At 53.1% G+C, this 13379-nt stretch carries 16 protein-coding genes and 1 tRNA gene; 7 read left to right on the top strand and 10 right to left on the bottom strand.

Features of this window, described 5'->3' with window-relative positions:
- Positions 1–17: 17 nt before the first annotated feature.
- The 10 genes from LEPIL_RS11185 to LEPIL_RS11145 all read right to left on the bottom strand — a co-directional run bounded on the left by LEPIL_RS11185 (position 18) and on the right by LEPIL_RS11145 (position 5402).
- Positions 18–608, bottom strand: a complete 591-nt coding sequence (locus LEPIL_RS11185) for a hypothetical protein (RefSeq protein WP_002772598.1) — start codon at positions 606–608, stop codon at positions 18–20.
- Between the two features lie 200 nt (positions 609–808).
- Entirely contained in the window at positions 809–1108 is a 300-nt protein-coding gene (locus LEPIL_RS11180; protein WP_143464711.1) for a hypothetical protein, read from the bottom strand.
- Positions 1109–1209: 101 nt separating this feature from the next.
- Positions 1210–1932, bottom strand: coding sequence for an SH3 domain-containing protein (locus tag LEPIL_RS11175; protein WP_002772597.1), 723 nt, complete (start codon positions 1930–1932; stop codon positions 1210–1212).
- Complete coding sequence (locus tag LEPIL_RS23465) at positions 1929–2171, bottom strand: hypothetical protein (RefSeq protein WP_143464712.1); 243 nt, start codon at positions 2169–2171, stop codon at positions 1929–1931. The genes LEPIL_RS11175 and LEPIL_RS23465 overlap by 4 nt, the downstream gene beginning before the upstream one ends.
- Positions 2172–2176: 5 nt before the next feature.
- Positions 2177–2530, bottom strand: coding sequence for a hypothetical protein (locus tag LEPIL_RS11170; protein ID WP_002772596.1), 354 nt, complete (start codon positions 2528–2530; stop codon positions 2177–2179).
- Positions 2531–2696: 166 nt separating this feature from the next.
- A tRNA-Ile gene (locus LEPIL_RS11165) sits at positions 2697–2772 on the bottom strand.
- 173 nt (positions 2773–2945) lie between these two features.
- Positions 2946–3722 carry an SH3 domain-containing protein gene (locus LEPIL_RS11160; protein WP_002772595.1) on the bottom strand — a complete coding sequence of 259 codons (777 nt, stop codon included), beginning with the start codon at positions 3720–3722 and terminating at the stop codon, positions 2946–2948.
- Between the two features lie 194 nt (positions 3723–3916).
- Positions 3917–4558: a hypothetical protein gene (locus LEPIL_RS11155; protein WP_002772594.1), complete on the bottom strand. Its 642-nt coding sequence runs from the start codon at positions 4556–4558 to the stop codon at positions 3917–3919.
- A gap of 180 nt (positions 4559–4738) precedes the next feature.
- Positions 4739–5140, bottom strand: a complete 402-nt coding sequence (locus tag LEPIL_RS11150; RefSeq protein ID WP_002772593.1) for a type II toxin-antitoxin system VapC family toxin — start codon at positions 5138–5140, stop codon at positions 4739–4741.
- Positions 5124–5402: a FitA-like ribbon-helix-helix domain-containing protein gene (locus tag LEPIL_RS11145; RefSeq protein WP_002772591.1), complete on the bottom strand. Its 279-nt coding sequence runs from the start codon at positions 5400–5402 to the stop codon at positions 5124–5126. The genes LEPIL_RS11150 and LEPIL_RS11145 overlap by 17 nt, the downstream gene beginning before the upstream one ends.
- 432 nt (positions 5403–5834) lie before the next feature.
- On the opposite strand from LEPIL_RS11145, the gene LEPIL_RS11135 reads away from it, so the two are divergent.
- The 7 genes from LEPIL_RS11135 (at position 5835) to LEPIL_RS11105 (ending at position 13244) form a co-directional block, all read left to right on the top strand.
- Positions 5835–6686 carry a FliO/MopB family protein gene (locus tag LEPIL_RS11135; RefSeq protein WP_002772589.1) on the top strand — a complete coding sequence of 284 codons (852 nt, stop codon included), beginning with the start codon at positions 5835–5837 and terminating at the stop codon, positions 6684–6686.
- A gap of 229 nt (positions 6687–6915) precedes the next feature.
- Positions 6916–7695 (top strand): flagellar type III secretion system pore protein FliP, encoded by a 780-nt coding sequence (fliP, locus tag LEPIL_RS11130; RefSeq protein ID WP_002772588.1) that lies wholly within the window; start codon positions 6916–6918, stop codon positions 7693–7695.
- Between the two features lie 7 nt (positions 7696–7702).
- Positions 7703–7966, top strand: coding sequence for a flagellar biosynthesis protein FliQ (fliQ, locus tag LEPIL_RS11125; RefSeq protein WP_002772587.1), 264 nt, complete (start codon positions 7703–7705; stop codon positions 7964–7966).
- A 1-nt stretch (position 7967) separates the two neighbouring features.
- Complete coding sequence (fliR, locus tag LEPIL_RS11120; RefSeq protein WP_002772586.1) at positions 7968–8792, top strand: flagellar biosynthetic protein FliR; 825 nt, start codon at positions 7968–7970, stop codon at positions 8790–8792.
- Complete coding sequence (locus tag LEPIL_RS11115; RefSeq protein WP_002772585.1) at positions 8789–9976, top strand: EscU/YscU/HrcU family type III secretion system export apparatus switch protein; 1188 nt, start codon at positions 8789–8791, stop codon at positions 9974–9976. The genes fliR and LEPIL_RS11115 overlap by 4 nt, the downstream gene beginning before the upstream one ends.
- 47 nt (positions 9977–10023) lie before the next feature.
- Entirely contained in the window at positions 10024–12147 is a 2124-nt protein-coding gene (gene flhA, locus LEPIL_RS11110; protein WP_002772584.1) for a flagellar biosynthesis protein FlhA, read from the top strand.
- Entirely contained in the window at positions 12144–13244 is a 1101-nt protein-coding gene (locus tag LEPIL_RS11105; protein WP_002772583.1) for an LCP family protein, read from the top strand. The genes flhA and LEPIL_RS11105 overlap by 4 nt, the downstream gene beginning before the upstream one ends.
- The last annotated feature ends 135 nt before the right edge of the window (positions 13245–13379 follow it).

Genomic DNA, 13379 nt, shown 5'->3' with positions numbered 1-13379 from the left:
AAAAAGGGGGAGGAGGATTATTCGTAGAGGGGCGGAAAGAAAGGCTTCAGAAATTCAGCAAGGGCGAAGTAGCCGAAGACAATGCCTGTGGCCACGGCGGTCGCATGGAACAGAAAAAGGCGGATGCGCGTTGTGTGCAGGTTGAGTATAAAGCGAAGCAAGATCGCCGTAAGCAGGAATAGCAGAGTTACGGGGACGATGACGAGTAGAGATAGACCAATAGCAATAGCTGAAAACGCTGCGGGCTCCGGAGGAGAAAGCAGCAAAGCAGCCATAAAGCTCAAAATAAGGGGCGAATCAATGAGAATCCACCAGGGCGGATAAATGAGAAGAGCGCAGAGGATCAGACGGAACAGCGAACTCCGGTCCGCGCGATGTGGAAAGATGACGAAAAAAAGACCGAGCAGTATTATCGAGTACAGAAGTAAACCGCTGTGATAGAGTATATAACCTGAACGATCAGGCAAAGCCACTCCATCAAAAAGGGAGCAGGCTCTGCCGAAAGAATAGTTCGGCAGAATGACCGCATAGAGAAAGAGAGACGCTATGATGCTGAAGGTTACAGCAAAAGAGAGCGTCAGAGTATCTTTTCTATTTTGTGCAAGCATGGGATGAAGCAGGTAAGAGCTTCCTCATTAATCATGGCCGAGCGAATCCGTTGTCTCAAGAGTTTCGATGAAGGAGAGAATGGTCCTGTCATGGATCGATCTATTCATGTAATTGAGGTAATCTACTGCCTCCGCTCGTTTACCTCTGTCGAGCAATATTTTCGCTACGCCGATGACGGCTTCGGCTGTTGGTCGTATGTTCAAGGACTTGCGAAACCATAGCTCTGCTCCTCATCGTCATCAAGGATGGCATAGTGGAAATAACCGAGGGACGCGCAGGCTTCCGGTCGGGCGGGATCGATGCTCAACGCCTGTTCATACTGCCGTTTTGCTTCTTCGAGATCGTATTCGCTATCATCGGCAAGCTGGATAAAATCGCCTTTCATGATGAGCAAGTCATAGTCATCCGGATATTCATTAAGGGCCTCGCAGACGATCCGAAGTTTTTCATCGAACGTCCCGGCATCCTTGATCATGGTTTGCCAGTCGCTTTGCCTCATGCAGAGTATTCCTTCATTGCCTTCGCTTGACCGATTGGAATGCTTTCAGAACGAAGGAATCGTTCTCTATCATAAACTTGTCGTATACGAGGGTTCCGGGTTCATTGGTTGCAGCGCCGGTCAGGGGTCGATGCCGTTTCGTGGAATATTGATCGACCGGTCCGGCCTGTTTCGGCAACCGACCCATTGCAGAATTGCTTTTCCTTCCAGAGCGTGCAGCCGTTTCCGATATACTGGATGTCATGGAAAGTTAAGCATTCTCCTTCCCATACCAGTTCCCCGCGATCGTGCGTTGCCTGGAATATTGGTCGGGAGTCGGGTTTGGCTGCCTTATAAAAGGCAATCAAGCCGATGATATCTGAACCGGAATCCGTAGCAAGATATGTGCACGATGGAGACAGGGAAACGGACGAGGCTTCTATCTGATACTTTAAAGGCCCTTCGTCACGCATGAAGCCAATTCGAAATAATGAAGTGGCACCATAAACATCGTATGCCTGAGCATAAACAAGCACCTGTCCGCTTGAATTCAGGCAATAGTTCTTCGTAACAAAGCTACCGAATACCCATCCCGTCCTGCCGCCGGTTTCGATTCGATACCAGAGGTTTCGTCCTATTCCAGAGACTTCCACAAACGGTCCCTCTTCAATAATGGTTACCGGTTGCAAGAATGGAACGACCTTGACCACTGGCGCCTTGATATCGGGCGCCTTGCGAATATTGACCGAGCTGCCTGTGATGTAGGCGGGATCGGCAAATGCCGGGTCAGAGAAGAATATCAAGGCAGTCAATACACTATTAATGAAGATATACGTGACTTTCATCGGCGATTTAACTCCTCTTTCAAGCGATCAAGATATTGAACGCAGCGCATGATATCTTCAGAAGCAAGATCGTGTTCTATACTGACGCTCAAGTCGTTCTTCATGGTTGCTATGATCGTTGATCTTTGAGCTGACCTCTGTCGGCCCACAAGCAGGGCGCAGGAGCGCAGATGTGATGCTCGTTGTTCAATCGGTCGGTCTGGATCAAGGGCGGCATTTCGTTGAGAGTTGTAGGTCATTGCATTCAGCCCTTAATACGGAATCTGTAGACGCCATTGCCGATATGCTTGTATGATGGATCGCCGTGCTCAGATAGGTTGTTCTCGTTGTTTTTCGCTCGGGGAATGAAGAATCCATGCTCTTCTACGAAGAACGAGAATGTTACGATATAGAGCCCTTCGTCTCTCAAGTAAACGCGACTCGGGCCTAAATCTTTAATCTCCGGTGGCAGGCCTGTCGCGTAACGGAGCTTACTTTGGGGATGGTTGTGCATGAGATGAATGCCGGCTTCATAGAGTTGAATCCGCTCCTTTTCGTTGAGGGAAGGAACACAATTGACGAGAACGAACAGGCTGATGGTGTAAAGATAGCGTTTCATTTGCCAGAGCCTGTGCCCGTTGCTGCGCTAATGCCTGAATTCCCGAGGGCATACATACAGCGGGCCATTACCGCATTTCCCAGAAACATGAGCTGGCCGTGGATATGGATGCCGATTCGGACTGGCTGGATTCGTAGCATGTTGAATGATTCCTGAGCGGCTTCAGTCGGGATGACGGGATTCGAACCCGCGACAGACGCGGCTTATAAGGTCGCCGCTCTCACCACCTGAGCTACATCCCAATACGAGAATACGCGCCGGAAGGGCATCATATTCGTATGGATTGCAGGTGGATCATGGACTCATGGTCTAAAGGTGTGGAAGAAATGTCAATCGGTTTTTATCGGCCATTTCAGAGATGCTGTGTTGTGAGTATGTCGGTGAAACCTTCCCGAGCCCCGTTACCCGCATGCTCCTAATTTTTCGGGCCTGGACAATCCCCGCTTGTCGGACCGAGGTTGCCGTCAATACGAACAGTCGTCGAGTCAGTCGATTCTTTGAGGCTGATGGAATAGGTTCCCACATCGTCATAGATGCACTGATGATTATTCGAGCGGAAGAAAGAAAGCGTTTCAATACCCCGTGGACCGCAAAGAAGCAGGATGAGATACGCATCGGTCGCCGTTCCTCTCTTGAATGTGAGCGACTCCGATCCAGCACCGTTAATCGTCCAGCTTTCGAACCGCATTGCGCTTGCGGAGCCCTTTTCTTCCAATATGAGCAACTGGCTGTTGTAATCAATTGCAGGTTCTTCGGAATATTCTCGTTCCTGAGTAATGTATTCGTTTTTGCTGTTCTTCTGTGCGATCTGATAGTATCTGCGAAGGCTACTCTCGCCGTGTATCTGCTTCCAGTATTGGGAGAGAGACGTGCAATTCGTCGATGGTAATGGTAAATGCGTGAGGTAGCCACCGAACATATAACCTGTTTTGTCTTTATATGAAACCTGAATCCAGGGAGCAGTGATGCCATCGATTTCCGCTATGACATTGGTTACGGTGATTCTGGTTACACCACCTCTATATGGAACAAGCTTGATCTTCGGGGCCGTTGTGCTCGGGGCTTCACGCAGATACAGGCCCTTCCGAGTCGCCACACGAAGTTGATCAGGCTCATCGGCAGCAAGCGAGCAGCTCAGCGCTGAGAGCGTGAAAATCAGAAAAAGGCTGCTTTTGTTTATAAATCTGCACATGGCATCCGCCTAACGCATTTCTCCTGTTTGGCCCGTTGCCTGTCAATAAAAAATCCGAGGGCGCCCGACAATAGCCTCTGCGCCTCTGCGTATGGTACGCAGCAGGCGCAGAGGCTTCTCCGTTAACGGCCCTCAGAGTGGAATCCATGCCTCCGCTTATAGCATACGACGATGACATCCGTCATACTCCAGCCTTAATTCCGCGCAACACCCGCACGCTTCTTGACGAGGTAGTAACGCTCATTCTCCAGATAAGAGATCTGTCCGGTTCGGTGTCCCTTATAGCTGACAGGCGGAGGCAGGATCGAACTGACATCGGTCGTGGCGTGAAACGCATACTGTCGATGGGCTTTCGCAAAGTATCCCGTGTACTGCGCATCAGGCAGCAGAAGAAGATCGACGACATCCCCTTCATGGTTATTCGACAGATAGTGCCCGTTTGCGCGCAGATAAGGCCAGCAGTACCGGCCGATCGCGCCGGAGTAGCCTGTGATGACAAGCTCATACGAGTCAGGACGCAGCTGCGTACAGGTGCGGATGTCGTCCGGTAGGAAGGCAACGTAAGGATCGCTTCGGTAGATAGCCTGTGAGCGAATCAGGTCTTTCACGGCTGATAGATCTTGAAAGAAGTCACGGGCTCCCGTGCCGGGATCAACATAAGTGACACTCTGAAAAACAAAGGACGGAGTGATATGGATGGAGGAGCCGACGTAGAGTACGTTCTCGGACTGAAGATGCTGCCGGGCGGCCTTCCAGAGCTCAAGTCGCTCGAAGTTCAACTCGACGTACTGCTTGTGGTACAGGTCGAAGATTCTCTGTCTTTCGCGGGCAGACATATTGCACTATCGAAACGTTCCTATCGCTTCATGGAGAATCAATCAGATTTCGGAGGGGCCGCCGTAAACAATACCGGTTTGTCAAGAAAAAAAATCGCGCCCGACGTTTGCCCTCTCGCACGCTCCCATCACAGCCACGCTGGCCCTCCCGCATGCTCCCGTTATGGCCCAGGCTGGCCTTCACGGCTTGCTCCAGTTTTCGATCTTCAAGCCTTCGATCTTTTGAAAATGCTTTATGTTGTTTGTGACAAGCGTTAGATTGTAAGTCAGCGCCGTTGCTGCAATCAAAAGGTCCATGTCATCGACGACGCTGCCTGTCCTCTGGCCTCGAGCTTTGAGATCACTGAACGTTTCGATGACGGCTCTATCTACATCGATGACAGGGAATAACTCGCGAATACGATAAACGACGGCAAGGTTCCTGGCCGGGTTTTGCGATTTCTTTGCTCCAGATAAAAGCTCTCCGTATGTGATAACCGAGATGGACTTGGGGATCTTCTCGTTCCGGGAGAAATTGTCATGAACGGTAGAATTTCCCTTAATGCTGTAAATGATGATATCCGTATCAATCAAATAGGACATCGGCATCCTCAAAGCGTCGGCTGTTTTTCCTCATCCGCCTGATCTCTTGAACTATCTCGGCCGACGAACGATTATCTTCCCATGATCCGGTTAGCGACAGGAAGTCGCGTGTTGGATTGGCCGAATGCATTGCCGGATTGGCCAGATATGCTTCGAGAATCGTTACCACCTCCTGACTGATGGACCTGTTCTCCAGCCTCGCCCTGTCGCGCAGAAGAGAGTAGAGTCGGTCATCAATATCTCTTACCTGTAGTATTGCCATATACCCCTTCCGCTCATAATGTAGCACACGACTGCATGAAATGTCAATCAGATTTCATGCAGCGTCACGGGGCACCCCCTCGTTGCATTTTTTCCAGTTTGTCAAGAAAAAAATGGCGCCCGAAGTTTGCCCTCCCGCATGCTCCCATCACGGCTACACACTGGCCTTCCCGCACGCTCCCGTGGCGCCCGACGCTTGCCTTCCCGCATGCTCCCATCACGGCCACGCTTGCCTTCCCGCACGCTCCCGTCACGGTCGCACGCTTGCCTTCCCGCATGCTCCAGCCCCGCTCACGCCGGCCTGCTCGTATCTTCCCGCTTTGCTGCCATGCCGGCCGTTCATAGCGTCTCGCTATTCCCGCCCATCCGCTCAGCGTCTGCTCTTCCCGAAAAAATTGTGTACACGATTTCGCCAGATTGCATACTGGAATCGATGCGCCGTACGCTTTCCGTTTTTCTTCTGATTGCACTTTTTCCGGGCCTGCTTCTGGCGCAGGAGAAGCCTTCTCGTGAGCGCAGAGAGGAGCGGCGCGAGAGACCTGAGTCTCGTGAGAAGCGAGAGGACCCCGCTCCGCGCAATCCGCAGGAGAGGGCGCAGGAGAAGGCTATCGAAGAGAGCTGGATGAAGGAGCTTCAGGGTGAGGGAGCGCCGGCGCAGGAGTCGGAATCCGAGCAGCCCGCTGCGCAGCCCGGTACCGCAGAACCGGAAGCGACGCAACCCGCAACTCCGCCAGGTGCGCTCTTTGCCGATGATGCGGCGCCGTCGTTTATCGGACTTCTTTTTCGCTTTGTTTTGATTGCCGGATTGATGGGCGGCGGTCTCTATCTCTTTGTTCGCTTCTTCAAAAAGAAGGCAGGCATCCTGCATCCACAAGAAGGGCCTGTGGAGGTGCTTGCATCGGTGCCGCTTATGCCGGGTAAGTTCTTGCAGATCGTCGATCTTGCGGGGCAGCTGCTTGTGCTTGGCGTGTCAGAGCAGGGCGTGCGTCTCGTCTATGAGATCGACAGTGCGACGACGGCGGAGCGCATTCGTCTGTGGCATCAGAGCCGTCCGAAGCCGACGGCAACCTCGCTGCTTGATGCCGTGCAGAAATCGATCAAGCAGGGCGAGTTCAAGTTCTGGGGCGGCGAGCGAGTGAAGGATCGTCCCGATTTCATGGATCTTCTGAATGGCGAGAAGACGGGCGAGGACGTTCCGCCCGATCGCCTGAAAGATCTGCTGCAGATGCAGAACCGAAAGATCCGGCGATCGACGAAGCCAGAGCAGGAAGAGCCGGAGCGTTAGTACGGCGGCGGAGGACGGGCGAAACAAGAGGCCGGTATCGGCGCCAGGATGAACCGGAAGAGACAGCCCGTTTTGCCGGCAAGATAAACCGGAAAAAAATGGGCCAGTATCGGTGCCATGTTAAACCGCAAATTACAGGCCAGTGTCGACGGCATGTGACATAATTTTTTTATCGGGGGCAATTTTTTTCTGTACAGGCCGGAGTTCCGGCCAATCGTGATCCGGGGTTATGAAACGCAGAGTCGTCCTATTTCTCGTCAGCCTGGCAGCGCTGCTGATTGCCGATCCTCTGCTTGCGCAGGAGATCCCGGGCCTTCCCATACCTGTCCTCGATAACGTGCGCGCCGCTCGCAGCGGACAGGAGGCGTCGACGTCTCTTGCCCTGATCATGCTTGTTACGGTGCTCAGCCTGGCGCCGGCCCTGATCATGATGATGACGTCCTTTACGAAGGTCGTCATCGTTTTTGACTTCGTGCGTCGCGCCCTTGCGCTACAGAACATGCCGCCGAATCAGGTGCTTTTCGGTCTGGCGCTTTTTCTGACGTTCTTTATCATGGCGCCGACGTTTCGCGAGTTTAACCAGACGGCGCTCACGCCTTATATCAGCGGCGATAAGATGAGCACTCCGACCTTTATCGAGAAGGGCATGGTTCCGTTCCGCAAGTTCATGATCAAGCAGATCGGCAAGGATGGGGCGAAGGAGATCGCTCTCTTCACAAAGCTTTCGGGAAAGAACCTCAAGGACATCAAATCGGTCGATGATATCGATTCGTACATTCTAATTCCGGCATTCATGTTGAGCGAGATCAAGAAGGCCTTTATCATCGGCATCCTGATTTTTATTCCGTTTATCGTCATCGATCTTGTCGTCGCCTCGACGCTGATGTCGATGGGTATGATCATGCTACCGCCGGCAATGATCTCGATGCCTTTTAAGATCATCCTCTTCATCCTTGTAGACGGATGGCATCTGATCACCTACAACCTTGTGCAATCTTACGTGATGTGAGGACGATATGCAGGAAACCGACGTCATTAAAATCATCTACGACGCTCTGATCGTAACGCTGAAGATCTCGGCGCCCGTGCTTATCTTCAGCATGGTGACCGGACTCGTCATCTCGGTGCTTCAGACGACGACGTCGATTCAGGAGCAGACGCTGACCTTCGTGCCGAAACTGGTGTCGGTCTTTCTCGCCATCATGCTGTTCGCAGCCTACATCCTGCATACGACGGTCGATTATACGAAGGAGATGTTCGCTCTGATCGCGAGGTTCTGACATGCAGCTTGCGGCCTACAGCGACGGATTCTGGAGCTGGTTGCTCGTCTTCGCAAGAACGACGGGCCTTCTCTTTACTATGCCCATTCTGTCGGCGGAGGGCGTTCCGTATCGCGTGCGCGCCATCCTTGCGCTTTTTATCGCCGGAGTGCTGTATCCCGTCGTGCGCAACTTTCTGTCGGCGACGTCGTTTGATGCGATGCCGTTATACATTCTCGAGATCGCCTCGCAGGCCTTCATCGGCGTCATGATCGGCTATCTGTTGCAGATCGTATTTGCCGCCTTTATCCTGGCTGGCGAATTCTTCAGTATTCAGATGGGCGTATCGTTTTCTGAGGTTCTTGATCCGCAGGCGCAGGTTTCGATTCCGATTCTGGGCACGCTCAAGAATATGATCGCCATCCTGCTTTTTCTTTCGGTCGACTTCGAGCTCGACGGCTATTACGTACCGGCGTATCTGCACGTCTTTCGCGCCCTCAGCTATTCGTTTCAGCAGGCGCCTACGTTGGTGCTTGATATTCAAACGATGGGCGGACTTCTGGCCTACGTCGACCAGGCCTTCGGAGTGATGTTCCTGACGGCGCTGCGTATCGGGCTGCCTCTAACTGGCATCCTCTTTATTACGTCGGTGGCGCTCGGTGTGGCGGGCAAGGCCGCGCCGCAGCTCAATCTGATGAACATGGGCCTTCAGATCAACGTCATGGTCGGGCTTGTTATCCTGGCCGTGCTCATGCCCGTGATCATACCGCTCATGCGCGATTCGTTCCAGCACATGTATGATTTGATCGGCGAGATGCTGAACGCATGGCCGAAGGGGGCGACATGACCCCGACGTTCCTTGATCAAGATTTCCTTGAATGGAAGAACAGGCCGGTTGAATCCGGATTTTTCGCGTTATCCGTCCTTTCGTATCCCGACGTCTTTATCGATCTGCAGCGTTTCGCGGCCGAAGATGAGGGACGTACCGAAGATCCGACGGAAAGGCGCAAGCGTGAGGAGCGGGAACGCGGTAATGTTCCGCGCTCACAGGATCTGCCCGGAGCCCTTGTGCTTCTCGGTTCTGCCGTGATGCTCTTTCTGTTTGCCGGTTTTATGGCCGAGCGTATCTTTCAGGTCTTTCGCATCTATCTGAGCCGCATCGCCTCGGTAGGCACGGGATTCGGTGAAGAAGAGGTGCGACTGCTCCTGCGCGATTTCTTTTTTCAGACAGGTGCGATTATCTTTCCGGTTCTGATCATAGCCATGATCCTCGGTATCGTCGGCAATCTCGTTCAGGTCGGATTCATGTTCACGACGCGACCGCTTGAGTTTCAGCTGGAGCGTCTGATTCCCGATTTCAAGCGTGTGCTTCCGGTGCGCCGCAACTTTGTGAATCTGCTCAAAGTGCTCGTACAGGTAATCGCCGTCGGCTTTCTCGCGTATCTTATCGTTATTGATGACCTGATCCCGATGCTCAAGACGTCGGGCATGGAGCTGCGCGGAGCGGTGGCTTTATTTGGTAGCATCGCCTTCAAGCTGTTGATCGCCACGGGCGTCTTTCTTCTCGCGATCGCCATTCCCGATTATTATTACCAGCGGTTCGAATACCTTGAGAACCTGAAGATGTCCATCTCAGACGTGAAGCGTGAATTGAAAGAGGACGTGGGCGATCCGATGCTGCGACAGCGGCAGCGTGAGCGGGCGATGCAGATGCGACAGAACCGACAAATGCTCGATGAAGTGCCGACGGCGGACGTCATCGTGACGAACCCGACGCACTTCGCCGTCGCTCTGCGTTATGATCCGCTTCAGGCCTCGGCGCCGCTTGTTGTGGCCAAAGGGCAGGATAGCCTTGCGCTGATGATCCGGCGCATCGCTCGCGAGAACGGCGTTCATATAGAAGAGAATCCGCCGCTTGCGAGGGCGCTTTATGATCAGGTGGAGATCGGCGAAGAGATTCCCGAGAACTTCTTTCGCTCGATCGTTCTAATATTCCAGAAACTGGAGCGGTTCCGTCGAATGGCGCGGTGAAGTGCGGCTATTTTTGAGACAGCTTGTAGGAATGAGGTTGAACAGACGTGGATGACATCTTAAAAACGATACGCCGCTACGCGGGCAACAGCGATGCCGTCCTTGGATTAGGCGTCGTCTTTATCCTGGCGCTTATCATCATTCCGTTGCCTGGAGTGCTGCTCGATCTTCTGATCGGCATCAGCCTTCTTACCGGATTGCTGATTCTTCTGACGGCGCTTTCCAGCACGAGCCCGGCCGATTTCAGCAGCTTTCCGACCCTGCTTTTGATTACGACGATCTATCGTATCGCCGTGAACATCTCGACGACCCGACTCATTCTCACGAAAGGAGCAGCCGCCGATTCTTCGATGATCACAGCATTCGGTACGTTCGTCGTGGGTGGCGGCGGTTCGACGTCGGGGCTTGTTGTGGGAGTCGTGATCTTCGTTATCCTGACCCTCGTTCAGATCATCGTCATTACAAAGGGCGCCACTCGTGTCTCTGAAGTGGCCGCAAGGTTCGCCCTTGATTCGTTACCCGGTAAGCAGCTTGCCATCGATGCCGATCAGACGGCCGGTTATATCGACGAGAAAGAGGCGCGTCGTCGCCGCCAGCTTTTACAGAAAGAGATGGATTTTTACGGTTCGATGGACGGTGCTTCAAAATTCGTTCAGGGCGACGTCCGTCTCGGGCTGATCGTCACCGCCGTAAACATCATCGGAGGCATCGTTATCGGTCTTACGCTCATGGGCATGAACTTCACCGATGCTCTTGAGGTGTATACGCGCTTCACGATCGGTGACGGTCTTGTTTCGCAGATCCCGGCGCTTCTGATCTCCACTGCCACAGGTATTATCGTTTCACGTTCGGCGGCCGATGAATCGCTGCCCGAAGAATTGAAGAAGCAGCTGCTTGCCTCACCGACGACGCTTTATATTACGGGTGGCCTGCTTGTACTCTCGGGTTTTATTCCTGGCTTTCCGACGACGGCTCTCTTTATACTGGGCGGAGGTCTGATCTTTCTTGCCTACCGCGTCGATAAGGCGGCAAAGGTTCTTGTCGAACAACAGAAGAAAGAAGAGACGCAGAAGAAAGAAGAGACGAAACCCGAGTCCTATCTCGAACACCTGAAATCCGAGCCTCTTGAGGTGGAAGTGGGGTATAACCTGATTCCGCTTGTGGATCCAAAATCGGGCGGTACTCTGCTTGAGCAGGTTTCGCGTCTGCGTCGTCGCTTTGCGATGGATCTGGGCCTGATCGTTCCTCCTGTGCGGATTCGCGACAACATGAACCTTGAGGCCGACGAGTATGCGATCCGGCTGCATGGCACGACGATCGCTCAGTCGAGCGTCGAGCCCGATCATCTGCTTGCGATCAATACGGGACGCACGAGAGGCCCGATCGAAGGACTGACCGAGATTCGCGAGCCCACGTATAACCTGCCGGCCTACTGGATCACTCCGGATCGCAAGAGCGAGGCCGAAGGCCTTGATTACGACGTCGTCGATCCGTCTACGGTCATCGCCACGCATCTGTCGGGCATGATCCAGCAGAACAGTCAGGAGATCATGGGACGCCAGCAGATCAAAAGCATCGTCGATACCGTCCGCGAAGAGAATCCCGTCGTCGTCGACGAAGTGCTTTCCGAGAAGAAGGTCGGCCTGGGAACGATTCAGATCGTCTTGCAGAGCCTTCTCAAAGAAAACGTCTCGATTCGCAATATGTCACGCATTATGGAAGCCATCGCATCAAACGCCGATCGTTCGCAGGGCGACCCCTATCTGTTAACCGAATCGGTGCGCCAGTCTTTGCGCCGACAGATCATCGCCGAGTATCAGGACGACAAGCGCACGATTCGCTGCATCTCGGTACATCCCGATATCGATCGCAGGCTGCGTGAAGGCATTCACCGAGATCCCGAAGAGGGCTTTATTATGGCGCTGAAACCCGATTTTCAACAGGCGCTTCAGCAGGCCCTGGCCGAAGAGGTGTCAAAGGCGAATCAGCAGGGCTACTTCCCGCTATTTCTGGCGAGTCGCTCGATTCGCGCCGGTCTTTTCACGCTGCTGGAGCGTCTCTTTCCGCAGCGTAACTTTGCCGTTCTGGCTCATGAAGAGATCACGAACGAAACCAACGTTGAGGCCGTATCGATTATGAATCTGCGCAAGGCCGAGGAATCCGTCGCATGAAGCGTCTGTTAACTATTCTGATTGGGTTAATGCTGACCGCCTGCTCGTTTGGCGGCGGAGACTTCACCACTTCCGAAGATCCGATTCATATCAGGCTATCCCTGCAGGATAAGAACGATAAGTCTCTTTTCCTTTACGGTCGGCTTGTGATCTTCCCGACAGAGCGTCGCGCCCTTTTCTTTTTCGTGAATACCGAGGCCCGCACCGAGACGACGGCTGATCCGTTACGTAAGGGCTTTGGAGTATTCGGCGATCCGATGAAGGAGATCACGGGAAAAGGGCATGATCATCAGATCACGATCAGCCCTGAGTCTCTCTCACGTCTGATCGATTTAACCGAAGGGGTCGATTTCTTTGTCGAGGATCCCGTGATCTTTGATAAAGGTAAATTCCAGTATCCTGACGGAGTGCAACTCTTCTCTGGAGAGCAGGCAAAAGAGTTCTCTCTGGCAAAAGGAAAATTTGAGAAGGGATCGGAGTATCTGGCAGACATCGATCGCCTGTTTCGCGCAGAGAGCGTGCTCATGAACGTCTTATGGCAGCTGCCAGGAAAGATGGATCAGATCGACAGGCCCGAGCAGATCAAGCTGATGCATTCTTTACTCGATACCGATCTCTCTGAAGAGAAGTTTCGCGAGCTTCTTCTGCTTTTTGGATCGGACCGACCCTTCGACGTCTCGGTCATGGAAGCGCCTCTGGAACTCGGCACGGCAGGTTTCGGCGAGAAGGTGTTGCTTTTCAAGGCCGATCGGGCTGAATTCCTGTATAACGATTATGTAAAATCGCTGAAGACTAAAGTGGACGGTTTTCCGATTCAGGTGTTAAACGGAACCGATACAAGCCGGCTTGCGTCTCGGGTGAAAGATCTCGTTCACAATCGCGGCGTGCGCGTACTCAATACGGATAACTATCGCAGTCAGGACTTCGCTCATTCGACGGCCATCGAGCATTCCGGAGACTTCAGAAAGGCACGGCTGCTTATGGAATTGCTCGGCCTGTCAGAGAATCGCGTCTTTTTCAGACGCCGTGCTCTCGATCTGCATGCAACGGTTATCATGGGCAAGGACTTCAACATGAAATCCCTGCTGAAGGAATAGCAGAACGTTACGAGGGACAGCGAGGGAAGAAGGATTCACCACAGAGGTCCCTGATGGCGCGGAGAAAAGAGAGAAAAGAAGAAGAGTTTTTAACCGCGAAATACGCTAAAAGCGCGAAATGGGACGGGGCTCCAA

This window comes from Leptonema illini DSM 21528 (genome assembly GCF_000243335.1).
GTDB classification, from domain to species: Bacteria; Spirochaetota; Leptospiria; order Leptospirales; family Leptonemataceae; genus Leptonema; species Leptonema illini.
This window is presented reverse-complemented; position numbering and strand designations above follow the sequence as displayed.

Bases quoted from the DNA above. Each gene is read 5' to 3' on its own strand.
- LEPIL_RS11180 (WP_143464711.1), bottom strand. From the start codon at position 1,108: ATGAGGCAAAGCGACTGGCAAACCATGATCAAGGATGCCGGGACGTTC.
- LEPIL_RS11175 (WP_002772597.1), bottom strand. From the start codon at position 1,932: ATGAAAGTCACGTATATCTTCATTAATAGTGTATTGACTGCCTTGATA.
- LEPIL_RS11160 (WP_002772595.1), bottom strand. From the start codon at position 3,722: ATGTGCAGATTTATAAACAAAAGCAGCCTTTTTCTGATTTTCACGCTC.
- fliR (WP_002772586.1), top strand. From the start codon at position 7,968: ATGCAGCTTGCGGCCTACAGCGACGGATTCTGGAGCTGGTTGCTCGTC.
- LEPIL_RS11145 (WP_002772591.1), bottom strand. From the start codon at position 5,402: ATGGCAATACTACAGGTAAGAGATATTGATGACCGACTCTACTCTCTT.
- fliQ (WP_002772587.1), top strand. From the start codon at position 7,703: ATGCAGGAAACCGACGTCATTAAAATCATCTACGACGCTCTGATCGTA.
- LEPIL_RS23465 (WP_143464712.1), bottom strand. From the start codon at position 2,171: ATGACCTACAACTCTCAACGAAATGCCGCCCTTGATCCAGACCGACCG.
- LEPIL_RS11105 (WP_002772583.1), top strand. From the start codon at position 12,144: ATGAAGCGTCTGTTAACTATTCTGATTGGGTTAATGCTGACCGCCTGC.
- LEPIL_RS11170 (WP_002772596.1), bottom strand. From the start codon at position 2,530: ATGAAACGCTATCTTTACACCATCAGCCTGTTCGTTCTCGTCAATTGT.
- fliP (WP_002772588.1), top strand. From the start codon at position 6,916: ATGAAACGCAGAGTCGTCCTATTTCTCGTCAGCCTGGCAGCGCTGCTG.
- LEPIL_RS11185 (WP_002772598.1), bottom strand. From the start codon at position 608: ATGCTTGCACAAAATAGAAAAGATACTCTGACGCTCTCTTTTGCTGTA.
- LEPIL_RS11115 (WP_002772585.1), top strand. From the start codon at position 8,789: ATGACCCCGACGTTCCTTGATCAAGATTTCCTTGAATGGAAGAACAGG.
- LEPIL_RS11155 (WP_002772594.1), bottom strand. From the start codon at position 4,558: ATGTCTGCCCGCGAAAGACAGAGAATCTTCGACCTGTACCACAAGCAG.
- LEPIL_RS11135 (WP_002772589.1), top strand. From the start codon at position 5,835: ATGCGCCGTACGCTTTCCGTTTTTCTTCTGATTGCACTTTTTCCGGGC.
- LEPIL_RS11150 (WP_002772593.1), bottom strand. From the start codon at position 5,140: ATGTCCTATTTGATTGATACGGATATCATCATTTACAGCATTAAGGGA.